At 69.8% G+C, this 21,366-nt stretch carries 19 protein-coding genes and 1 pseudogene; 8 read left to right on the top strand and 12 right to left on the bottom strand.

Going from position 1 to position 21,366, the window contains the following annotated elements; translation table 11 throughout:
* The 7 genes and pseudogenes from K8556_RS28915 to K8556_RS28885 all read right to left on the bottom strand — a co-directional run.
* Positions 1–365: pseudogene (locus tag K8556_RS28915) on the bottom strand (hypothetical protein); the annotation flags it as partial.
* A 90-nt stretch (positions 366–455) separates the two neighbouring features.
* The gene (locus K8556_RS28910) at positions 456–3,254 is read right to left on the bottom strand and encodes an Ig-like domain-containing protein (RefSeq protein WP_223743340.1); all 2,799 of its coding nucleotides are present in this window, start codon (positions 3,252–3,254) and stop codon (positions 456–458) included.
* 240 nt (positions 3,255–3,494) lie between these two features.
* Positions 3,495–4,295 carry an exopolysaccharide biosynthesis glycosyltransferase EpsA gene (epsA, locus tag K8556_RS28905; RefSeq protein ID WP_223743339.1) on the bottom strand — a complete coding sequence of 267 codons (801 nt, stop codon included), beginning with the start codon at positions 4,293–4,295 and terminating at the stop codon, positions 3,495–3,497.
* A 10-nt stretch (positions 4,296–4,305) separates the two neighbouring features.
* Positions 4,306–6,450 carry a GH44 family glycoside hydrolase EpsB gene (gene epsB / locus K8556_RS28900; RefSeq protein WP_223743338.1) on the bottom strand — a complete coding sequence of 715 codons (2,145 nt, stop codon included), beginning with the start codon at positions 6,448–6,450 and terminating at the stop codon, positions 4,306–4,308.
* 61 nt (positions 6,451–6,511) lie between these two features.
* Positions 6,512–7,048, bottom strand: coding sequence for a serine O-acetyltransferase EpsC (epsC, locus tag K8556_RS28895; RefSeq protein ID WP_223743337.1), 537 nt, complete (start codon positions 7,046–7,048; stop codon positions 6,512–6,514).
* A 5-nt stretch (positions 7,049–7,053) separates the two neighbouring features.
* A complete protein-coding gene (gene epsD, locus K8556_RS28890; RefSeq protein WP_223743336.1) occupies positions 7,054–8,091 on the bottom strand; it encodes an exopolysaccharide biosynthesis glycosyltransferase EpsD in 1,038 nt (345 codons plus the stop codon).
* Positions 8,088–8,609, bottom strand: a complete 522-nt coding sequence (locus tag K8556_RS28885) for a hypothetical protein (protein WP_223743335.1) — start codon at positions 8,607–8,609, stop codon at positions 8,088–8,090. The genes epsD and K8556_RS28885 overlap by 4 nt, the downstream gene beginning before the upstream one ends.
* A gap of 161 nt (positions 8,610–8,770) precedes the next feature.
* On the opposite strand from K8556_RS28885, the gene epsE reads away from it, so the two are divergent.
* Entirely contained in the window at positions 8,771–9,985 is a 1,215-nt protein-coding gene (epsE, locus tag K8556_RS28880) for an exopolysaccharide biosynthesis GT4 family glycosyltransferase EpsE (protein WP_223743334.1), read from the top strand.
* 3 nt (positions 9,986–9,988) lie between these two features.
* Here epsE and K8556_RS28875 read toward each other — a convergent pair whose 3' ends face one another.
* Complete coding sequence (locus K8556_RS28875; RefSeq protein WP_223743333.1) at positions 9,989–10,681, bottom strand: DUF6445 family protein; 693 nt, start codon at positions 10,679–10,681, stop codon at positions 9,989–9,991.
* Between the two features lie 393 nt (positions 10,682–11,074).
* Here K8556_RS28875 and K8556_RS28870 point away from each other — a divergent pair, with 393 nt between their 5' ends.
* On the top strand, positions 11,075–11,626 hold the full coding sequence (locus tag K8556_RS28870; protein ID WP_223743332.1) for an RNA polymerase sigma factor: 552 nt from the start codon (positions 11,075–11,077) through the stop codon (positions 11,624–11,626).
* 4 nt (positions 11,627–11,630) lie between these two features.
* On the opposite strand, the gene K8556_RS28865 is transcribed toward K8556_RS28870, so the two are convergent.
* Positions 11,631–13,256, bottom strand: a complete 1,626-nt coding sequence (locus tag K8556_RS28865; RefSeq protein ID WP_223743331.1) for a mechanosensitive ion channel domain-containing protein — start codon at positions 13,254–13,256, stop codon at positions 11,631–11,633.
* A gap of 162 nt (positions 13,257–13,418) precedes the next feature.
* Here K8556_RS28865 and K8556_RS28860 point away from each other — a divergent pair, with 162 nt between their 5' ends.
* Positions 13,419–14,465: a cation diffusion facilitator family transporter gene (locus K8556_RS28860; protein ID WP_223743330.1), complete on the top strand. Its 1,047-nt coding sequence runs from the start codon at positions 13,419–13,421 to the stop codon at positions 14,463–14,465.
* 24 nt (positions 14,466–14,489) lie between these two features.
* Entirely contained in the window at positions 14,490–14,951 is a 462-nt protein-coding gene (locus K8556_RS28855) for a hypothetical protein (protein ID WP_223743329.1), read from the top strand.
* Positions 14,952–14,995: 44 nt separating this feature from the next.
* On the opposite strand, the gene K8556_RS28850 is transcribed toward K8556_RS28855, so the two are convergent.
* From K8556_RS28850 to wzy, 3 genes are all read right to left on the bottom strand, one after another.
* Complete coding sequence (locus K8556_RS28850) at positions 14,996–15,700, bottom strand: hypothetical protein (protein ID WP_223743328.1); 705 nt, start codon at positions 15,698–15,700, stop codon at positions 14,996–14,998.
* Complete coding sequence (locus K8556_RS28845) at positions 15,697–16,959, bottom strand: AAA family ATPase (RefSeq protein WP_223743327.1); 1,263 nt, start codon at positions 16,957–16,959, stop codon at positions 15,697–15,699. The genes K8556_RS28850 and K8556_RS28845 overlap by 4 nt, the downstream gene beginning before the upstream one ends.
* Before the next feature lie 123 nt (positions 16,960–17,082).
* Positions 17,083–18,648 carry an exopolysaccharide repeat unit polymerase gene (gene wzy / locus K8556_RS28840; protein ID WP_223743326.1) on the bottom strand — a complete coding sequence of 522 codons (1,566 nt, stop codon included), beginning with the start codon at positions 18,646–18,648 and terminating at the stop codon, positions 17,083–17,085.
* 56 nt (positions 18,649–18,704) lie between these two features.
* Here wzy and epsH point away from each other — a divergent pair, with 56 nt between their 5' ends.
* The 4 genes from epsH to K8556_RS28820 all read left to right on the top strand — a co-directional run bounded on the left by epsH (position 18,705) and on the right by K8556_RS28820 (position 21,364).
* A complete protein-coding gene (gene epsH / locus K8556_RS28835) occupies positions 18,705–20,015 on the top strand; it encodes an exopolysaccharide biosynthesis glycosyltransferase EpsH (protein WP_223743325.1) in 1,311 nt (436 codons plus the stop codon).
* A gap of 88 nt (positions 20,016–20,103) precedes the next feature.
* On the top strand, positions 20,104–20,442 hold the full coding sequence (locus tag K8556_RS28830) for a hypothetical protein (protein ID WP_223743324.1): 339 nt from the start codon (positions 20,104–20,106) through the stop codon (positions 20,440–20,442).
* Between the two features lie 51 nt (positions 20,443–20,493).
* Positions 20,494–20,934 (top strand): hypothetical protein, encoded by a 441-nt coding sequence (locus K8556_RS28825; protein WP_223743323.1) that lies wholly within the window; start codon positions 20,494–20,496, stop codon positions 20,932–20,934.
* Positions 20,909–21,364 (top strand): MerR family DNA-binding protein, encoded by a 456-nt coding sequence (locus K8556_RS28820; RefSeq protein ID WP_223743322.1) that lies wholly within the window; start codon positions 20,909–20,911, stop codon positions 21,362–21,364. Before K8556_RS28825 ends, K8556_RS28820 begins: the two co-directional genes overlap by 26 nt.
* The last annotated feature ends 2 nt before the right edge of the window (positions 21,365–21,366 follow it).

Here is a 21,366-nt window from a genome sequence, read left to right as displayed (position 1 = left end):
TCCAGCTCACCGAAGCCCGCCCCGTCCTCCAGCAACGACAGACAGTCCCTCGAAGCCTCATGCGCCCGGCACCACCGTCCGTACCCGTCCCGCAGCAGGAACCCGAACCCCAGGTCCAACTGCGCCCCCTTCTTCGCGACCGCGCGCACCACCTTCGGCGCCCGCACCGTCAGCGGGACCTCCAATAACAGCCGCGTCAGCGCCTCCTCGAACTCCCGAGCACTGACCGGCACCCTCCGGTCCCACGTGGCCGGGGCGTACGTCCGCGTCCCCTGCTCCGTGCGCAGCCGCACCGTGGGCCCGCTGGCGCAGCCCGTGAGCAGCACGAACAACACCATCCACACGCCGGCCACTTGTGCACGCATGCCCACCAGCATGCGCTCCAAAGACAACGGGGCGGAAGGCCCGTGGAGGACCCTCCGCCCCGCAGGGGCACCGCCGTCAATGACAGACGGCTAGTTGTTCTTCACCGTGAAGCTGAAGCTCTGGATGACGAAGTTGTCCACCGCGTCCGTCATCCACACGTCCACCGTGTGCGTGCCATCCAGCAGCTCGCGCGTGTCCAGCTCCGCGGTCCAGTTGCCGTTCGACTGGAGCGTGCCGGCGCGGATGCCCGACCCGTCCCGCGTGAACGCCACGTTCTTGATGCTGCTCAGCGCATCCGTCACCCGCGCCGTCAGCGTCACCACGCCGCCCACCGTGCTGCCCGGGGCCGGCGTCAGCAGCGTCGCCGTGGGCGCCTGCGTGTCGTAGCGCACCGTGCGCGTCACGCGCGTCGTGCGGCCCGCCTCGTTCGTCGCGTCGATGGTCAGCGTGTTCACGCCCGACGCCAGCGTCACCGACGTCTGGATTTCACCGCCGCCGCGCGGCAACTGGAACTGCTGCGCGCCCAGCTTCACCGTCGTGGCCGACACGGACGACACGCGAATCACATACGGCAGCGAGTGGTTCGCGCGCGGCCCGAACGTGGCCCCGTCCGCGGGGTCCGTCGTCACCGTGGGCGTGCCCGGCTCCACGAACACGTGCACCACCGCCTCCGTCACGTTGTTCGCCGAGTCCGTGGCGCGCACCAGGATGCCCTGCTCGCCGAAGTTCGGCAGGCTCACCGGGTGCGTCACCGAACCGGTGCCGAACTCCAGCAGCGTGGTGTTCACCCACTGCGTCTCCACGCGCGTCGGCGTCTGCTCGTCAATCTGGCTGATGACGTCCACCAGGCTCCCCACCACCTGGCCCTGCACCGGCGACTGGATGGTGATGACCGGCGGCACGCGGTCCACCGTCAGGTTGATCTGCTTCGTGGTGACACCGCCCAGGTTGTCGCGGCCCGTGAGCTGGATGATGTTCGGCCCCTCCACCAGCTCCACCGGCACGTAGACCAGACCGCCGCTCAGCTCGGGGTTCACCACCACCGGGGCGCCGCCGTTCACGATGAAGGCCGCGTAGGTGATGACCGCGCCGTTGGTGGCCGGCTTCACGAAGCCCCACGCGTTCAGCGTCGTCTCGCGGAGGAACGCGGGCTGGTTGCCCATGATGACCTCCGGCGGCGTGAACGGATAGGCGTTGATGTTCAGCGTCTGCGCCGCCGTGCTGCCCAGCAGGTTCTGGCTGTTCGGCTGCAGCGTCACGCCGGAGTACACCGCGCGGTAGTCCTGCGCGCCCGTGGCCGTCCACGAGTCCGTCGCGATGCTCCACGGCAGGGAGAACACGCCGTCGCCGTCCGCGTCGTCATCCGCGCCAATCGCCACGCCCGCCACGAAGAAGGTCACCACGCCCTTCAGCGGCCCCGTCACCACCGCGTTGGTGGACGCGTTGCGCACGCGCGCGGACAGGAGCGTCGCCTGGCCAATGGTCACGCTCGCGTTCGCCGCCGGCGTGAGGATGGTCGTCGTCGTCGCCAGGCCCGTCACCGGAGGAGGCGGCGGCGTATACGTCTTCGCGCGAGCGGAGGCCGAAACGCCCGGCGCGCCACCCGAGGCCGCCGTCACCGTGACCTCCGACAGGAGCGACGGCAGCAGGTTCGCCGGAGCGCGCACCGTCAGCGTCACCGTGGACTCCGCGCCGGAGGCCAGGAACACCGTGGGCCGGCTCAGCGTGGCCGTCCAGCCCGGCAGGCCGCCCGCGGCGCTCAGCGTGTACGTGTCCGCCTGGTAGCCGTGGTTCTTCACCTTGAACGTGTAGGTCGTCTCCGACGCGGCCGGGTCGTAGATGGGGAACATCTTCGTGTCCTCGCCCACCACGGACACCTCCACGCTGAAGTCGCCGAAGCACGCCAGGCCCAGCGACGCGAACGTCGTCGGGATGTCCGGCGTCGCCGTGCCCGAGCCCCAGCTCCCGTCCGCCGCCTGGCGGGACTTCAGCCACTCAATCGCGTTGAACAGGCGCGCGTTGCTCGCCGGCTCCTTGCCCGCCAGGCACAGCGCGTACACGCCAATGCCCGTGGCGAAGTCGTTGGACGCGTCCGAGGGCAGGTTGCCCCAGCCCTTGCCGCTCACCGCCGGCATCGCGATGAGCTGGTTGGCCAGCGTCTGGATGGCGTTGGCGTTCACGTCGTTCAGGCCCGGGCCCGCGGCCTTCAGGCCCACGATGGCCCACGACTTCTGGAACGTGTACGGCATGCCGTCGCCCGCGCCGGACGTGTCGTTGTTGTTGAGGTTCGCGCGCAGGTACGCGGCCGCCTTGTCGATGGCCGCCTGGTACTGCGCCGCCTTCGCCGGGTCCACGCGCTGCTTCGCCTGCGACAGCGTCACCAGGAAGCGCGCCGTCAGCGGCACGCTGCCGTGGTCCACCGGGAAGTTGATGTGGTCCTCCGGCCACCGGCCGCTGGCCTGCTGCACGCTCACGGCCCAGTTGGCCGCCATCACCAGCGCGCTGCTGTACTGCGTGGACACGTACTGGTCGAAGCCCGCCAGGCCGAACGACGCCCAGCTCGTCTTCTCATTGGGGTACAGCGTGCCCTCGTGCAGCCAGTTGCCCGCGGGCTTCTGGTCCGTCTTGATGCGCGCGCCCAGCAGGTCCAGGTTGCCCTGGATGGTGCGGCCGTTGGAGGTGGCCTGCGCCATGTTGTAGCCATTGGCCTTGGCGCTCGACAGGCCGAACACCGCCGCGCCCTGGCGGTGGCACGCGATGCAGTTCTGCGACGTGGTCCAGTTGGCCACGTCCGCGCTCAGGAACTGGATGGCCTTCTGCGTGGCCTCCGTGTTGGTGGCCGCGACGGCCGGCACGCTGAAGGCGGACAACAACAACGCCGCGAACATGAGGAGTCTCGCCGCCCAACGGGGCGACGAACGGGAGACGGCTGATGACATGAGGGCACGTCCAGGGGCCTGCGGGTGGGCACACCCGGACGCGAGGCTCAGGCACCATGGCCCGTGCACCCCGCGAAAGGCGTGCGGGGCAAGAATACTCAAGTTTGGCTGTAACTGTCCAGGGAGGGGAAAAGCACCCGAGCCTTAGAAATCAAGGACATGCAGCCAGTCAGGCGAGTCCTTTGAGACTCAGCCTTCCTGTGAACCCCGGGTGCGCTTCCACAGCTCGCGCAGGAGAATCACGCCGAACTGGGAGTCGTTGAGGATGTACCGGCGCCACAGGCGCTTGGGCTCGTGGGTGAGGCGGTAGAGCCACTCGAAGCCGGCCCTGGCGATCCACTCCGGGGCGCGCTTGGCGGTGCCGGCGATGAAGTCGAACCCCGCGCCAATGCCGATGGCCACCGTGGGCCCCAGCTTCTGGGCCACCTGCGAAATCCACACCTCCTGCTTGGGGCTGCCCAGCGCGACGAAGAGCAGGTGCGGGTCCTTCTCCCGGATGCGCGCGACGATGGGGTCGTTCTGCGCGTCGCCCGCGTCCAGGTTCACCATGGGCGAGTCCCAGCCCACGACCTCGATGCCGGGGTACTGCGCCTGGAACTGCTTGCCCACCTTCTCCGCGACGCCGGGGCCCGCGCCCAGCAGGAAGATGCGCCACTTGCGCTCGGCGCCCAGCTTCACCAGCGGGAGGATGAGGTCGGAGCCGGCGATGCGCTCCGGCAGCGACACGTCCAGCATGCGCGACGCCCAGACGATGGGCATGCCGTCCACCACGGAGATGGTGGCCTTGGCGTACGCGTCGCGGAAGCGCGTGTTCGTCTCCGCGAGGACGACGTGGTCCACGTTGGCGGTGAAGACGTAGCCGCCCTGGTGCGCGTCCACCAGCTCGCCAATGGCCGTGACGGCCTCCGGGAAGGTGAGCTGGTCGATGGTGAGCTGGCCGATGTTCAGGCGCGGGCGGGGAGAGGTGGCGGGGGCGTGTGCGGTGGTCAAGGCGTCGTCTTCACTTCACCGTGAGGTCCAGCACGGTGATGGAGTAGGGGGGAAGGCGCTGCGACAGGGTCTGCTCGGCCTTGGTGCCGGTGGCCTGTTCGGTGAAACCGCCCGGCGCGCCCGAGTACCCCATGACGCGCACGGTGTTGAGCGAGCCGCAGCCCTTGAACTCCACCTGGGCCTGGGCGGCCTGCTCGGGGTCGAAGTTGAGCAGCACGGCGGTGAGCTTCTTGCCGGACGCGTCGCGGGACGCGAAGAGGCTGGTGCCCTCCGCCGCGGTGGTGGACAGGGCGTTGTCCTGGAAGCGGCCACCGCGCCCGTCGAAGTCGCGGTACGCGCGGAACGCCCAGAACGTGGGGCTGTTCTCCGCGGGGTACTGCCAGAAGAACGCGGACGTGAGCCCCTGCTGCCCGAAGCGGCCCAGGGCCTCCGCCTGCGCCAGGCCGCCGCTCATGTGCTTCATGGCGCCGAAGTTGTACTCGCCAATGGACATGCCCCGGCCGGGATAGTTCTCCGCGATCCACTGCTTCACGCGTGGAATCAACTGGATGGGCTCGGAGATCCACGACTCGTCCTTGTACGTCGGGTCCCACAGCGCGCGGGTGGAGCGGATCCGCCGCGCGTTGGTCTCCGGGTCGGTGGCGCCCTCCAGGCCCAGGCCCACGTTGGACTGCGGGTAGAAGTGCACGTCCACCACGTCCAGCAGGCGCACGCCGGTCTTCTTCTCGTGGTCGCGCAGCTCGCGCAGGTACCAGGCCAGCAGCGGCACGTCGCCGTGCGCGCGGCGGTCCGTGTACGGCGGGCGGCCGGGGGCGAAGTCCGCGGCGGACCAGAAGTAGTTCGTCCAGCCCCACTCGGCGGGACCGGCGATGACGGCTTCCGGATCCGCCTTCCGCACGGCGGTGCCGTACTCGATGGTGCGCTTGAGCAGCTCGTCGTAGGTGAGCGGCTCGGGGTGCACGTCCCGGTGCGTGGAGCTCCAGAGGGCGGGCTCGTTGTCCAGGATGTACATGTTCACGCCGCGTTTGGCGGCCTTGAGCGACTTCACCCACTCGGCGATGAACTCCGGCGGGGCCTGCACGCTGGTGGTGGTGGGCGCGCCGGGGACCAGGGGCGTGCCGTCGCGGCGCACGCCGTTGCCGCCCGCGGGCTCCGTGTCGTCCTGGGCCTGCTGCGGGCCGAACTCGGAGACGGGGAAGCCCACGGAGGACGTGTCCTTGGCCACCCAGCCGATGAGCGGCAGCGTGAGCGCGGACTGGACGTTGTTCTTCCGGTTGGACTCCAGGAAGTCATCCGCGCCGAAGCCGAGCTGCACGTTGCGGAAGTACCAGTCGTTGCCGGTGTTCCACGCGCGGCCCAGCTTCCAGTTGTAGCGGGACGTGGGGTTGCCGCCCCAGCGGCGGATGGTGGCGCCCAGCTTCCACTGGTGCGTGTCCGTGGTCTCCTTGTTGCCGTCCAGCGCGATGCCGTAGATGAGCGGGCTGATGGGCCTGGACGGCGCGGTGCAGTCGATGACCATCTTCGACTCGCGGCCGTCGCCCCGGCCCATGCGCCCGCCGCCCGCGGCGCGCGCGGCGGCCACGTCCGGAGACAGCGGCACCAGGGCCACCTTGTCGAAGAGCACCCAGTCCCGGCCCACCTCCTTCGACGCGCGCAGCACCAGGCGGTCGAAGGGCTCACTGCGCGGGTTGAGGACCTCCATGGGCACGACGACCTCCGCCCACTCGCGGTCCTTCTTGACGATGAACTCCGGGCTGATGCGCACGTGCGGGAACGTCGCGGCGCCGGGCGCGTCCAGGCGCACGTCCAGGAACTCGCCGTAGGCCTCCGGCGCGGTGAAGCGGAAGCTCAGCGCGCCGTACGCGCCCTGGAGCTTGGGCCGGTAGAGGATCCACCCGCCGTAATTGAACATCCGCAGGCGCGCGGGCGCGCCCCCGGGCAGCTCGCGAGGCGCCCAGCCGATGTCCTTCCATCCGGCCTGGAGGCCCCCGTCGTACACGGCCACCACGTCCGTGGCGGCGGGCTGCGCGGCGGGCTGCGTGGCGTCCTTGCTGGCGCCCTGCTGCTGCGCCATCGCCACGCCCGCGCCGCCGCCCAGCACCGCGCAGGTGAGGATGACGGTCCGCTTCCACCGGCCGTGCTTCGTCTCTGCCATGACCTTCCTCAACGCATCCCCCGGAACGAACCCGGCACAGCGGATCAGCAAGCGACAGCGGCTACAGCGGGACCTCGTCCAGGTCCTTGCGCGGGAAGATGCGCGCGGGGATGCCCACCGCGACGCTGTCCGGCGGCACGTCCTGGAGCACCACGGCGTTCGCGCCAATGCGCGAGCGAGCCCCGATGCGCACGGGCCCCAGGATGCGGGCGCCCGCGCCAATCCAGACGTCGTCCTCGATGGTGGGGTAGCCGTTGTCCTTGGCGGTGCCCACGGTGTTGTTGCCGTAGAAGCGCACGCGGTCGCCGATGCGCGCGTCCCCGCCGATGACGACGCCCAGGCTGTGCACGAAGTACACGCCCTTGCCCAGCGTCACGTCCTTGCCGATTTCAATGCCCATCACCGCCGTCTGGGCCACGCGCAGCACGTGGTTCACCAGCGGGATGTGGAAGGCCAGCGCCGCCTCTCGCGCGCGGTTGAGCGCGGTGATGCGGTACGAGTCGCTGGTCAGCACCACCTTGGCGATGGACTTCGCGTCCGACGTACCGCTGGCCGCCTTGGCCATCTCCAACGCGTCCGAGATGAGGGCTCCGAACATGGCTTTCATCCTTGGGGATTTCCCCGGCCCTGCAGGTAGCGAGCGAGCCCCTTGGCGACGCCCACCCAGCCGCCGGCCTCCGTGCGGGCACCGCGCAGGTACTCCATGCCGTACGCCACGGACGTGCCCGCGAACGCGGCGCCCGTGAGCCCCAGCTTGTCCGCCACGGTGGAGGCCTTCACCACGGCCTCCGTCAGCTTGCGCGACGCCTCCGGCGCCACCACCGCGGACGCGAGCAGCGGGCGGGACAGCAGGTTCGTCTCGAAGAAGAGGCGCCACGGGTTCACGCCCTTCACGTCCGGGTGCTTCACGGAGACGTGGGTGTCGAACATGCCGTAGCGGTGGGCGCGGCGGATCCACTTCTCGAAGCTGACGTGGTCGCTGCCGTGCAGCACGTACGCGTCCGGCGCGAAGAGGAACGCGCAGCCGGCCTTCTCCAGCCGCACGCCCAGCTCCACGTCTTCCGACTGGCCCAGCGTCTTGTCGAAGCCGCCCACGCCCACGTAGTCCGCGCGGGGGAAGGACACGTTGCCCGTGTAGAGGTGGTTGCCGCGCGCCTTCACGCCGGGGACGGACAGCTCCTCGGCCATGCGGTTGTTGAGGTGCGCGTACCAGCGCTCGAAGAGGGGCATCTCCCCGATTTCGGGGTCCGGCCGGATGCGGCCCAGCACCACGTTGCGCGAGCCGGGCGGGTGGTGGGCCAGGTGGCGCGCGAGGAAGTCGGAGGCCACCTGCATGTCGTCATCCGTGACGAGCACCGTGGGGGCCCGCGCGGCCAGCACGCCCCGGTGCCGCGCGGCGGCGGCGCCCGCGTTCTGCTGCACCTCCACGCGCAGGGTGTAGGGCAGCTTGAGCGCGGACAGCGGGCCCTTCACGTCGGAGGCGGAGCCGTCGTCCACCACCACCACCTCGAAGTCCTCGGGCGGCAGCGTCTGGCCGGCCAACTGCTGGAGCAGGCGGGTGATGAGGGGCAGCCGGTTGTACGTGGCGATGACGACGCTGAGCCGGGGGGCCGGGGCAGCGGGGGAGTCGGAAGGGCTCATGGCTTCTTCTTCTTGGCCGCGTCGGCGCGCTTCTGCTTCTTCGTGGGACGCGGGAAGGTGACGCTGCCGGCGAAGCGGTCCTCGCCCACCAGCTTGAGGGTCTTCTGCGCGGAGCCGAAGTCCGTCTCGCCCAGGGTGACGACCAGCAGGGCGGTGTCCGCGGCCAGGGCCAGCGGGAGGCTCGCGGGGTGGGTGACGAGCGAGTCGATGACCACGATGACCCGCTCGCCCTGCTCCACGCGGCGGCGCACCTCCTGGACCATGCGCGGGGCGCCAGCGGGCTCGATGCCGGTGGCGTCCACCAGGCGCAGGGGCGGCTCCGGGTAGGGCGCGCCGGCCTCCATCAGGGCCTGGCCCGCGTCCTGCGCGGGGGCGCCGGGGTGGGCGGGGACGACGACCAGGTAGCTCCAGGCGCGGCGGTCCAGCGCGAACCACAGCCGCGACAGCTCCGGCGAGGGCACGGCGCTGGCGGGCGGGGTCTCCTCGGCGGGTGACGGGGGGCTCGAATCGGCGGACATGGGAGCGCGGACGGTATAACGCAATGAGGCGTCATGACCCAACGACCCGGGCGGGCGGGCAGGCGAAGGAGCGCGCCACCGGTCTGCTGTCACGGCTGACCCCCTCAGGACGCGGCCCGGGCACGGGGAGCCTGGGGGACGCGGCGTGTTATGGAAGAGGGGTGCAGAAGATCGGCTACCTGATTCCCGAGTTCCCCGGACAGACCCACATCTTCTTCTGGCGCGAGCTGCAGGCGCTGCCGGGGAAGGGCGTGTCGCCGGAGCTGGTGTCCACCCGTCCGCCGCCCGCGCGCATCATCAGCCACAGTTGGGCGCGCGAGGCCATGTCGCGCACGGAGTACCTGGCGCCGCCGCCTCCGCTGGGCGTGCTGCGGGCCGCGCTGGAGATTGCCCGGGCCATGCCCACGGGCTGGGCGCGGGTGCTGGCCTCCATCGCCCGGGCGGAGGGCCTGGACGCGAAGGGCCGCGCGCAGTTGGTGGCGTTCGCGGTGATGGGCGGCCGGCTGGCGTCGCTGGCGCGCGAGCGCGGCTGGACGCACGTGCACGTGCACTCCTGCGCCAACGCGGCGCACGTGGCCATGTTCGCGCACCTGTTGTCCGGGCTCACGTACAGCATGACGCTGCACGGGCCGCTGGACGACTACGGGCCGAACCAGCGGGAGAAGTGGCGGCACGCGAAGTTCGCCTTCGTCATCACGAAGAAGCTCTTGGCCGAAGTGCGCCAGGAGCTGGCGGGGAGCCTGCCGGAGCGCATCGAGCTGGCGCCCATGGGCGTGGAGCTGTCGCGCTTCCAGCGCACGGTGCCCTACGAGCCGTGGTCCGGGGAGGGGCCCCTGCGGCTGTTCGCGTGCGGCCGGCTGAACCCGTGCAAAGGGCACGCGGACCTCATCGACGCGGTGGGGATGCTGCGCAAGAAGGGCATCGACGCGCGGCTGTCCATCGCGGGCGAGGACGAGGCGGGCGGCACCACGTACCGCAAGGTGCTGGAGGCGAAGCTCGCGCAGGACGGCCTCACGGACGCGGTGACGCTGCTGGGCGCGGTGAGCGAGGACGTGGTGAAGGACGGCATCCAGCGCTCGCACCTGTTCGCGCTGGCGAGCCTCCAGGAGCCGCTGGGCGTGGCCATCATGGAGGCCATGGCCATGCGCGCGCCGGTGGTGGTGACGGGCGCGGGCGGCGTGAAGGAGCTGGTGGACGACGGCGTGGACGGCGTGCTGGTGCCGCCGCAGGCGCCCGCGGTGCTGGCGGAGAAGCTGGAGAAGCTGGCGCGCGACCCGGCCGAGGCGGTGCGGCTGGGCGAGGCCGGCCGCCGCAAGGTGGAGGAGCAGTTCAGCAGCGAGCGCAGCGCGGACATGCTGGCGCGGATGCTCGCGTAGCCGTCAGCGCACGGCCTTCCAGAAGAACAGGGCGGTGGCGCGCTTGCTGCGCTTGTCGCCCTGTCCGAAGTACGCGGTCGCCGAGTGCACGAAGTCGGCCCGGTAGACGATGAGGCGGTTGAAGACGTTCTCCACCTCCACGTCCTGGGTCCACGCGTTGGCGGGCAGCTTCGTCACGCCGAAGGCCTGGGTGAGGTTGACGCAGCCGGGAGGGCAGGTGTTGCCGCCCAGGCCGCCGCCGGGCATGCGCAGCCGGTAGAAGGACGTGCCCACGTGCTTCACGGGCGGCTTGGGGTGCAGGTAGATGACGCCCGCGAAGTCGCACAGCGCCAGCGAGTCCACGTGCGGCTTCGCGGTGGACTCCTTCTCCCCCACGAGCTGCACGTGGTTGTGGGACAGCGAGCCCTGCGCCGGGGCCTCCTGCTTGAGGGCGCGCACGCCGGCCTGTGCGCAGATCCATTGCTCGATGGGGGCCAGCTCCGCGGGGGTGAGCGCGTGGGGCGCGCGGATGCCGGGCCAGATTTCGGGCTTCCACGGGGCGCCCAGGGTCCAGTCCTCGCGGGCCAGGTTGCGCTCGTAGACCTCCAGCGCGTTGGGCAGGGCGTTGTCCTTGATCCAGTAGTCCCGTCCCAGCTTCGGCTTCCGGTAGGGGAGCACGTCGCGGACGGCCGACTCCGGGCGCCGTGTGTCGAGCATGGGGGGCGTGTCAGCAAGAACCCTGCCGTGTCTTCACCGGTGTTTCACACAACGGGCCGGGGCGTTCTGCCCCATCCCACCGGGGGACTCGCCACACCGGGGCGTTTTGCCCCGGGGTCAATCACCCCGGAGGGCCTTCGTCGTGCGCCTTCGCCGGGGATGACGACTGCTGATCACCCCGGTGTGCTTCTGTCGGAAACCCAGGCGCACCTGCCCTGGATGGACACCCGAAAGACAGACAGTGGATGCATTCGGGACGTTGGAGGTGGAAATCGCCGGGTGGGATGGGATTTCCAGACACTCTGGGTAATTCATGGATAGTTTGCTCTGTCCGGCTTGAATGGCTTGGTCATGATGGTCCTGCACGGAAACGGAGCTCGGGGGGGCACTTCCATGGCTGACAAAGAGATGCAGACGTTCGCGGCGCTGGTCATCCAGTTCCGCTCAGGGCTCTTGAAGCACGCCCAGCGCATCCTGGGGAACGCGGCGGACGCGGAGGACCTGGTGCAGCACGCGCTGGACGAGGCGTGGAAGGAGCGGCTGCACCTCCAGGGGCCGGAGGCCTTCCGGGCGTGGACGGGGCGGGTCATCAACACGCGGGCCATCAGCCTCTTGCGCCACCACCGCGCGGAGCAGCGCAAGGCGGTGAACGCGGGCTGGGTGACGGTGCTGGCGGACGACCCCGAGGAGGTGGAGGCCGGCGAGCTCTGGACGTTCATCCAGGAGAAGGACCTGCGCGAGGCGGTGGAGCGGCTCCCGCCGCAGCAGCGGGAGGTCTTCCACCTGCGAGCGCAGGGGCGCTCCTACGTGAGCATCGGCGCCCAGGTGGGCCGCTCCACGGGCACGGTGGGCTGGTGGCTGCACCAGGTGCGCGAACAACTGCGCGAGCGGCTCCAGCCCATCGCGGAGGAGCGCCGGCTCTCCTCCGTGGGCACGTGGCACTGAGTCCTCAGCGGTTGACCGCGTGCGCGGCCAGCAGCGCCGGTCCCGCGGCCTTCTCCTCCGGGAGGGGCAGGGGCGTGGCCTCCGCGCGCAGCACCGGCAGCCCGTGCGGCTGGGCCTGGAGGTAGGCCACCAGCTTCTCGCGCACCAGGCAGCGCAGGTCCCACGCCTTGCCCGCGTCCGAGCAGCTCACCAGCGCGCGCAGCTTCATGGTCCGCTCGCTCAGGTCCGTCACCTGGAGCCCCTGCGCCTTGCCGTCCCACAGCCCCTGCGACTCCTGCTCCAGGATGCGCTTGAGCTCCGCGCGCACCCCGGCCACGTCCGTGCGGAAGTCCACGTAGAACTCCGCCGTGCCCAGGATGTCCGGCGACACCTTGCTCCAGTTCTGGAAAGGCTTCTCCAGGAACTGCGTGATGGGAATCACCAGCCGGCGCAAATCCCACACCTTCACCACGACGTAGGTGAGGGTTATCTCCTCGATCCACCCCCACTCGTTCTCGACGATGACCGTGTCGCCAATGCGCATGGGCTGCGTGATGGACAACTGGATGCCCGCCAGCAGCGTGGACAGCGACTTCTGCGCCGCGAGGCCGATGGCCAGGCCCGCGATGCCCGCGGACGCCAGCAGCGACACGCCCACGTTGCGCACCGCCTCGAACTGGAGGAGCAGCAGCGACGCGGCCACCAGCACCACCGCCACCTCCACCACGCGCCGCAGGATGGCCAACTGCGTGCGCAGCCCGCGCACCCGGGCCACGTCCGCGCCCTCTGGCGACTTCGCGACCTTGGCCTCCACGAACCGCGCCGCCCGGGTGAGGAAGCGCAGCACGAACAGCGCCACGGCCACGATGATCACCGAGCGCGCCGCAAGGTCCACCGCCGCCTGCGCGGGCGGAGGCAGCTTGAGCAGCCGCGCGCCCGCCGCCGCCAGCATGCCCGCCAGCACGTAGCGGATGCTCCCCCGGCCCGCGGCGAGCACCTCATCATCCCAGCCGGACTTCGTCAGCCCCGCGGCCCGGGCGCCCACCCGCAGCGCCACCGCCTCCACCAGCCGCCCCAGCGCCCACGCCCCCACGAGCACGACCATCAATCCCAGCCACTGCCACGTCTCCAGCACCCACAGCGGGCGCGTGAAGAACACCGGCGGCAGCATCTCCAGCAGCGGCGACCCGTGCTCCTGGAACAGCGTGTCGATGGCGCCCACCGTGTCCGCGCTGAAGACCCACACCGGGCCCCCTTGCGCGTCCACCCGCTCCAGCACGATGTCCTGGGGGCCTCGCGAGGTGGCCACCTGGCCCAGCACCTCGCGGCGCGCGCGCTCCCCGGGGCCCGCCGGCTCCTTGCCGATGCGCGCGAAGTCCAGCCACAGCGTCCGGTCCATCACCACCACCAGCCGCCGCGCCAGCTTCAGCCCCTCCTCCGCCTGCGTCTCCGGAGGCAGCCGCGACAGGTCCAGGTAGTGCGGCGCCCGCAGCCCGTCCCGGGCATGCGCCGCGTCCAGGAACCCCGCCGCCGTCGCCGTGGGCGTGCTCCGGTCCACCTCCGGCGGAGGCGGAGGCAGCCCCGCGTTCAACGCGAAGGCCCCCACCGGCCCCAACAGCAGCAACACCCACAGCGGCACGAAACGGCGCACGGCACTCTCCTGATTTGTATGTAATTTGAGAACAAACAATCACCCCGGGCGGGGGCTGTCCAGCGGGGATGACGCGGACCGCCAAGGCCCGGACGCGGTGCGGACGGGCGGGAGGGCGACGGCCCTGTCGCGTCATGGCGTCATGGTAGGTTTCGCACCTCCATGTCCGCTCCTGCTTCGTCGCTCAAGGCCGTCATCGCCGCGCTGTCCGGCAATATGTTGGTCACGCTCATCAAGTTCATCGCCTTCTTGCTGTCGGGGTCGGGGGCGATGTTGTCGGAGGCGATCCACTCGGCGGCGGATACGGGCAACCAGGTGTTGTTGTTCCTGGGGTTGAAGCGGGCGGCGCGCGTGGAGGACGACTCGCACCCGTACGGCTACGGAGGCGAGCGCTTCATCTTCGGCATCCTGTCCGCGTCCGGCATCTTCTTCGTGGGCTGCGGCGTGACGGTCTACCACGGCATCCAGTCGCTGCTGCACCCGCACGTGGCGGAGACGGGGCCGGTGACGTTCGCGGTGCTGGGGTTGTCGTTCCTCATCGAGGGCGGCGTGTTGTTGTTCGCGGTGCGGGGGCTGCTGACGCAGGCGGCGGGCGAGCCCTTCTTCCGCTTCGTGCGGACGAAGGCCGACCCGGCGTCGGTGGCCATCCTGTTGGAGGACGGCGCGGCGGTGCTGGGCCTGGTGCTGGCGACGGCGGGCATCGGGCTGGCGCACGTGACGGGCAACCCGGTGTGGGACGCGCTGGCGTCGCTCACGGTGGGCATCCTGCTGGGGCTCATCGCCCTCTACCTGATGGTGGAGAACCGGGAGCTGCTCTTGGGCCGGTCGGTGCCCTCGGACGTGGAGCAGCGCTTCGAGGACCTCTTGCGCGCGCGCCCCAGCCTGGCGGACCTGCACGACGTGAAGACGCGGCAGCTCACGCCGGAGTCCTACCAGTTCAAGGCGGAGCTGCGCTTCAGCGAGTCCTTCGTGGCGGCCCGGCTGGCGGAGGCCCTGCCCGCGCAGGGGCTGCCCCCGGTGGGCGCGGAGCGGGAGCGCGCGTTGACGGACGCGGCCCGGCACCTCATCCGCACGCTGAGCGAGGAGATCGACGCCATCGAAGCGGAGGTCCGCCGCGCCATCCCGCAGGCGAAGCACATCGACCTGGAGCTGGAGCACCTGAGCGCCGCCGCCGCCGAGGCCGCGGAGCTCCGCGCCCGGACCGGATAGGCTTTGCCAGGGAGGGTCACGTCCATGGAGGACTCGATGGGGCGCCAGGGTTCGTCAGGGCTGTTCGTGAAACGCGGGCTCGTGGCGCTGCTGGCGTTGCCCCTCTGCGGCTGCGTCCTCTTCGGCAGGCCCATCCGCCCGCCGCGCGCCTCCGACGCGGACATGGCCCGCTTCCAGTTCCCGTTGGACCTGCCCGCGGAGGGGCGCACGCAGACGCCCGCCGCCGTGGCGGTGGCGACGCAGCTGGCGATGGATGACTTCCGCCCGCTGGACCTCAAGCCGCACAAGGGCGCGACCGCGGACGAGCTGTGCCTCTACCGGCGGGACTCCTTCGACGTGTGGACGTCGCCCGGCCCGGAGGGCGTGATGTTCGTGCGCTTCGTGCCCCGGCAGGACGTCTGCAACTCCGAAGGGCCCGTGACGGACGCGAGCGCCACGTACGCCATCGACACGCGCCAGTGGCGCATCGTCGGCATCCAGCGCTAACCCTCTTCAGGAGAATCGAGTCAGCGAGCGCGCAGGGGTGCACATCACCGAAGGCCCGCGGCATCTTCAGGCCGGATACGCCCCTGGCGACGCATTTCGCGGACCAGGAAGGGCGCTCGCTGTTCAAGGAACCACAGCGGTATCGGCTGAGTGGGCACCATGGGCTTCCAGTAGGTCTCGAACCACTTGAGGTGCGTGTTGCTGACCTCCCGCGAGTCGAGCTTCAGGCGGGTGATGGTGGCCTGAACCTGTTGCTTCAACGGCTCATCGAGGCCTTCCGCCGCTTCGACCTGGAAGGTGACCAGGTTGAGCGTGAACCAGCCGTCCTGGATGACGAAGGGGTCGAGCACATCCGGAAACTTGTTCTTGGCCGCATTCATCAGCGAGCACGCCAGCCGGTAGTTGTCCCACTCGTAGGCCTGCGCAGCCCCCGTGCGTGAAAGGGCGACGAAGTGGTCGACCGTGGGCCCGCAGAGGGGCTCCATGTAGAAGCATGAATAGGCGCAGATGCCTCGATAGGCCTCGTGCATGGCATCGAGCGCCCGCGTCCAATAGGGATAGTCCCGCAGGTCGTTGTGCGTCAGGTCCTCGACCCGGATGGCCCGTTGCCCGATGGGGCGTCCTGAGCGCGTGAGCGTCTGGGGTTGGCCCGTCAGTTCAGCCAGTGCGCTGAGCCCCGGCTGACGCACTCGATTGTCGAAGTCGAAGCCGGGCGGACGCGGCTCGGGTTGTTTCTCGACCCGGATCATTTCTGGAGTCCTGCCTCCTGCGCCCAGAAGCCCCAGTGCAGCCAGAATGGATCCACGTCCGAGAGACTGGCCCGGAGCTTCTGACGGACCTCGTTGAATTCCTCGTGCGTGACACCCTTGCGGCCCATGAGCGCCTTGGCCTGCTGGAGGGCTTCTTCCGCTTCCAGCGAGCGGGGCTCCGTCAGGTCGAATACGTCCGAGGTGAGCCACGAGTTCGCGTCACCCCGGCGCCACCAGGGCTCCTTCTTCAGGACCACGGATTGGTTCACCAGGTCCAGGTTCCAGAGCGCATCCTTCGCGGGGTCGAACAACGGTTCCAACGAGGCGAGCAGCAGCGGCGAGTGCGTCACCGAGAGCACCTGGACCTCGACCTTTTCGCGGGTCAGCGCGCCCATGACGCCCAGGAGCGAGCGAAGAATGGTCCGCTGCCATCGGGGATGCAGATGGGATTCGAGTTCATCGATAAGGAAGATGATCTGCCGCGTCACGCCTTGGTGAAGCAGCCGGTTCGCCTGGACATGCTCCTGCCACGACCAGACAAGGAGATAGGCCAGGGCGATGATGCGTTTGACTCCCGCGGAGGCATGAACCACTGGAACCTCCTGGCCATACGAGGTCCGAAGCGTCGGCATGTCGCGAACGTCTTCCAGGCTGATCCGGGTCAGTTCTCCGGGAGCCAACCGTTCTCGCTCGGAGGGCGACAGTACCTCCAGGGCCCGTAGCAGTTGATGAAAGGGCACGTCGTTGCGCCCCTGCCAGGTGGCCCAGTCCCGAATCAGGCCATTGCAGAGCACCTTCCCATCCGGCTCCAGACCATCCCAGACCTGCTGGGGAGTGAAATGATACGCGCTCTGTGGCAGTGGCGTACCGGGCCGGGTGGAGTGTGGCCGCGAGCTGTTCCTCAGCGGATCCCAGACCGAGAAGGAACCGTCGATGCGGGCATAGATGACCAGGCTGGAGTTCTTCGAAGTCGTCTGGGAAGGGCGCCAGAACTGGCCGCCGTAGTCGTACTCGCTGGTGGAGCCGAAGACGCCTTGAGCACTCTTGAGGCGGAAGGCGATTTCCGGAGTGAGGTGCTCTCCGCGGTGAGGTGACGCGGGATATCCCGCCCAGGTCTGGCTCAGGGCCCACCAAGCCACATCCAGGATGAAGGTCTTCCCCAGCCCGTTGTCACCCGTGAGGAGATTCAGGCGCGGGGCTAGGTCGAGCTCGAGCCGTGAGGCCGGTCCGACATGATGGAGTTCCAGCCGTTCGAGCATCTCTTCTCCGGGCAGGGGCCCCGTTCTGGGCGCGGGTATAGGTCAGGTCGATAGACGGGACAAACGTCGGTTTCGTCCCTCGTCGTCCCAGGCATTCCAGGAAACCGGCCAGTCGAAAGCCGTTCAGGCCGCCGTCGCTCCCGAGGGCGGCGCCTCTTCCGGTGCCGCGCGCGTCAGGCCCAGCACCTTCTCCCGCTGCGGCCACGGCCACGCGCCGGTGACCATGGCCAGCTTGCCCGCGAGGATGGAGCACACCGCCACCTGGAACGTGCAGATGTACGAGATGATGCCCATGTCTCCGAACACCTGGTTCAGGTAGGACGCCACCACGCCCACGATGACCAGGCACGCGGTCCGGTGCTCCGCCGAGTACGCCCGGTGGTACGCGCGCGCCGCCAGGTACACCGTCACCACCAGGTACATCCACACGCCCGTGAACCCGAACCACCCGCCGAAGGCCAACAGGCCCAACAGCGAGTTGTGCGGGTGGAAGCGGTACGTGGGGAACACGAACGCGATGTTGGGCAGCGGGTAGGGCTCCAGGAACTCGTGCCCGTAGCCCGTGCCGAACACGGGGTTCGTGTTCCACGTCGCGATGAGGTTGAGGTTCTCGATGTCGCGGTAGTCCAGCTCTCCTTCGGCGTGCTGCCCCTCGATGATGGACTTGAAGGTCTGCACCGGCTTGAACGCGCCGCTGTTGGAGTTCCACCCCACCAGGAAGTACACGACCAAGAGCGGCGAACACGCGATGAGCCCCCGCGTGACGAGCTTCTTCAGCGGCGTCCACGGGTTGAACAGGTACGCCGCCGCCAGACCGCCCACGAGGCTCACGTACGCGAGCCGGCGGTCGTTGAAGAACATCCCGATGAACACCAGGAGGATGATGAGGAGGCCCCGGATGGCGTGGCCCGACTTGGGCCGCTCCAGCCACCGCGCGATGCACACGGTGATGGCGAAGATGAACGTCATCGAGTCCGAGTGGCAGGTCGTGTACTCCACCTCCAGGTGCTGGGACGGGATGATGACCAGCGCGAAGTACGTGCTCACCGCCGACTTGGTCAGCGCCGCCGCGATGATGGTCTTCGCCACCACCGGCCAGTCCTCCGGCCCTCGCAGGCTGTAGTGGTACATCATCCCCACCAGCGGGAGCACCGCCGCCTGGTGCCACTGCCAGAGCGAGTTCTTGATGTCCCCGCCCCGCGCGATGCCCCACACCTCCATCCACATGATGGAGAAGAACGACAGCGTCAGCACCACCACCAGCGGCCGGGGGATGGGCACCACCGGCGGATCAATCGTCGACTTCGTGGCCCGCCGGTAGATGCCCAGCGCGATGGACCCCACGATGAGCCCGTCGATGAGCGGGAAGCGCAGGGCGCCAATGCCCACCAGCTCATGCATCTGCGTGAACAGCAGCTTCCCCAGGGGGAACAGCGGGGAGGGCCAGAACATCGACTGGGGGCGCTCGGGGGTGTAGTCCACCGCCAGCACCAGGTAGAGCACCGTGAGCGTCAGGTAGCGCAGCGGCACCTTCAGGATGACCCACACCACGGTGACGGCCAGCACGGGCGCCAGGGTGACGATGGGGTCCCCGTTACCCACGGCGGCCGCCCCCAGGGTGACGGCGCCCAGGCCCACGACCATGACGATGTACTGGAGCCAGGCGGCGAGCGAGGGTTTGAAGGCCATTCGAGCGAGGGGGAGGCTATATCCCGGGCCCGGGTTGGGATAGATGCGGAAGGCGTATGGCTGGCACCCGACCCCGCGTCCTCCTGATTGCTGAGCTGTGCAACCCAGACTGGGTGAGCGTCCCCCTGGAGGGCTGGTCCCTGGCCAGGGCGCTCTCCGAGGTGGCGGACGTGCACCTGGTCACCCAGGTCCGCAACCGCGAGAACATCCTCAAGCAGGGGCTGGTGGAAGGCCGGGACTTCACGGCCCTGGACTCCACGCCCGTGGAGCGCCCGCTGGAGAAGGTGGGCGAGGTCCTGCGCGGCAAGGCGGGCGTGGGCTGGACGACGGCCACGGCGCTGAGCGTGCTGCCCTACTACTACTTCGAGGAGCTGCTCTGGCGGCGCTTCGGGGACCGCATCCGCGCGAAGGAATTCGACGTGGTGCACCGCTACACGCCCATCAGCCCCACGACGCCCAGCACGCTGGCGGCGCGGTGCGCGGACGCGGGGGTGCCCTTCATCATGGGCCCCATGAACGGCGGCCTGCCGTGGCCCAAGGGCTTCGGGGACGCGCGCCTGCGCGAGCGCGAGTGGCTGAGCTACATCCGGGACGTCTACAAGCTGATGCCCTTCTACCAGTCGACGCGGAGGAACGCGGCGGCGCTGATGATGGGCTCGCGGGCGACGCGGGCGCAGTTGTCGCGGGAGTACCAGGACAAGGTGGTCTACATCCCGGAGAACGCCATCGACGTGCGGCGCTTCGGGTCCGCGAAGGCGGAGCCGCCGAAGCCGGGGGAGCCGCTGCGGGTGGCGTTCGTGGGGCGCTTCGTGCCGTACAAGGGCATGGCGATGCTCATCGACGCGGCGGCGCCGCTGGTGCGCGAGGGCAAGGTGCAGGTGGAGCTCATCGGCGACGGCGCGGAGATGCAGAACCTGCGCGCGCAGGTGGCCAGGGGCGGCCTGGAGAAGGGCGTGACGTTCGCGGGCTGGGTGAAGCACCAGGAGCTGCAGGGCCGCCTGTCGAAGAACCACATCTTCGGCTTCCCGAGCGTGCGCGAGTTCGGCGGCGCGGTGGTGGCGGAGGCGATGGCGCTGGGGCTGGTGCCCATCGTGATGGACTACGGCGGTCCGGGTGAAATCGTCAGTCCGACCACGGGCTTCGCCATCCCCATGGGCAGCCCGCAGGAGATCGTCGAGCGCGTGCGAGGCGTCCTGGAGAAGCTGGTCGCGGATCCGTCCGTCATCGGCCCCATGGGCGAGCGCGCGCGGGCGCGCATCTTCAAGCACTTCACGTGGAAGGCGAAGGCGGAGCAGGTGCTGGAGGTGTATCGCTGGGTGTCCGGCGAGCGCGGCCAGCCGGACTTCGGCATGCCGCTGGCGGACTGAGGGCCGGGATGGGCTCCGCCCTGCTCCCCCGCGCGGTCCGTGGCTTCGCGGTGTACGACCTGTGCGTCACGCTCCCGTTCGCCACGCCGTGGACCGCGGACGCGATGCTGGGCGTCATGCGCTGGCTCACGAGGGCCTGGCGCTGGGCGGTGAGTCCACGCCGGCCTTCACGCCCACGCACCTGTTCTTCGTCGCCCTCTTCGGCGTGCTCGCCGTCATCTGGGCGCTGGTCCGCGTGCTCCAGCCCACGGCGCTGCATGGCGCCATCGACACGGTGGGCCGGGGGCTCGTCTCCGCGTGGATGGTGCTGGCGCTCACGCAGGGGGCATCCCAGGTGCTCGGCGTGTTCCTCGTGATGGAGGTCGCGGGCATGGTCGTGCAGGGCGCGCTCCTGCTCGGCGCACGGCGGGTCGCCGCGCCCGCTTGAACAAGAGGGCCCTTGCCTCTGCACCAAGGTGCAGGGGTTAGCGTCCTTCGCATGAACCCTGAACCGTCCCTGCTTCGCCGTGTCGTCTTCGCCAGCGCGCTGTACGACTTCGTCGTCACCGTCCCCTTCGCCACGCCGTGGACCGCGGAGGCCGTGCTCGCGAGCATCCGGTCCGCGCACCTCGCGCTGGGGCTGGGCGGTGAGCCGCTCCCCGCGTTCACGTCCACGCACCTGTTCTTCGTGGCCCTGTTCGGCACCATCGTGACGCTGTGGTCCGTGGTGCGGCTCGTGCACCCCACCGCGTTCAACGGCGCCGTGGACACCGCGGGCCGGGCGCTGTTCTCCACCTGGATGGCGTGGTCGCTCACCCAGGGCGCGACGCGGGTGCTCGTCGTCTTCCTCGTGCTGGAGCTGGCGTGGATGTTCGCCCAGGGCGGTGTCATCCTCGGCGCCAGGAGGTGGCGTGGTGGCATCCCCGCGACGGCCCGCTGAAGCAGCCCCCTTGCGCATCGGCGCGCTCGCCCGGGAGTCCGGCGTGAAGCTGTCCACGCTGCGCTTCTACGAGCGCCGCAAGCTGCTGCTGCCCCTGGACCGCAGCGAGAGCGGCCAGCGCCTCTACGGCCCGGACGCCGCCATCCGCGTGCGCTTCATCCGCCGCTCCCAGGAGCTGGGCTTCACGCTGAAGGAGGTGGCCGCCGTGCTCGCCCTCACGGACAGGCGCGGCACCCCCACCCGCGACGTCACCCGCTTCGCCGAGGCGAAGGTCCAGGCCATCGACGCGCGCATCGACGACCTGCGCCGCATGCGCCGCGCCATCACCACGCTGATGGCCGAGGGCTTCTGCCCGCCGGACACCGTGTGCCCCATCCAGGCGTCGCTCGGCGCGCCGAAGCCTCCGCCGAAGCGGAAGCCCCGCGCCTGAGC

The sequence above is a fragment of the Corallococcus sp. AS-1-12 genome (assembly GCF_020036995.1).
Taxonomy (GTDB): Bacteria; Myxococcota; Myxococcia; order Myxococcales; family Myxococcaceae; genus Corallococcus.
Note: the sequence above shows the minus strand (reverse complement) of the source record. Positions and strands in the feature narration are given on the sequence as shown.

Excerpts from the sequence above, each read along its gene's own strand:
- wzy (WP_223743326.1), bottom strand. The coding sequence starts at position 18,648 with ATGGCCTTCAAACCCTCGCTCGCCGCCTGGCTCCAGTACATCGTCATG.
- K8556_RS28845 (WP_223743327.1), bottom strand. The coding sequence starts at position 16,959 with ATGCTCGAACGGCTGGAACTCCATCATGTCGGACCGGCCTCACGGCTC.
- K8556_RS28910 (WP_223743340.1), bottom strand. The coding sequence starts at position 3,254 with ATGTTCGCGGCGTTGTTGTTGTCCGCCTTCAGCGTGCCGGCCGTCGCG.
- epsH (WP_223743325.1), top strand. The coding sequence starts at position 18,705 with ATGGCTGGCACCCGACCCCGCGTCCTCCTGATTGCTGAGCTGTGCAAC.
- K8556_RS28850 (WP_223743328.1), bottom strand. The coding sequence starts at position 15,700 with ATGATCCGGGTCGAGAAACAACCCGAGCCGCGTCCGCCCGGCTTCGAC.
- K8556_RS28875 (WP_223743333.1), bottom strand. The coding sequence starts at position 10,681 with ATGCTCGACACACGGCGCCCGGAGTCGGCCGTCCGCGACGTGCTCCCC.
- K8556_RS28870 (WP_223743332.1), top strand. The coding sequence starts at position 11,075 with ATGGCTGACAAAGAGATGCAGACGTTCGCGGCGCTGGTCATCCAGTTC.
- epsD (WP_223743336.1), bottom strand. The coding sequence starts at position 8,091 with ATGAGCCCTTCCGACTCCCCCGCTGCCCCGGCCCCCCGGCTCAGCGTC.
- K8556_RS28885 (WP_223743335.1), bottom strand. The coding sequence starts at position 8,609 with ATGTCCGCCGATTCGAGCCCCCCGTCACCCGCCGAGGAGACCCCGCCC.
- K8556_RS28855 (WP_223743329.1), top strand. The coding sequence starts at position 14,490 with ATGGAGGACTCGATGGGGCGCCAGGGTTCGTCAGGGCTGTTCGTGAAA.
- K8556_RS28825 (WP_223743323.1), top strand. The coding sequence starts at position 20,494 with ATGAACCCTGAACCGTCCCTGCTTCGCCGTGTCGTCTTCGCCAGCGCG.
- K8556_RS28860 (WP_223743330.1), top strand. The coding sequence starts at position 13,419 with ATGTCCGCTCCTGCTTCGTCGCTCAAGGCCGTCATCGCCGCGCTGTCC.
- epsB (WP_223743338.1), bottom strand. The coding sequence starts at position 6,450 with ATGGCAGAGACGAAGCACGGCCGGTGGAAGCGGACCGTCATCCTCACC.
- epsC (WP_223743337.1), bottom strand. The coding sequence starts at position 7,048 with ATGTTCGGAGCCCTCATCTCGGACGCGTTGGAGATGGCCAAGGCGGCC.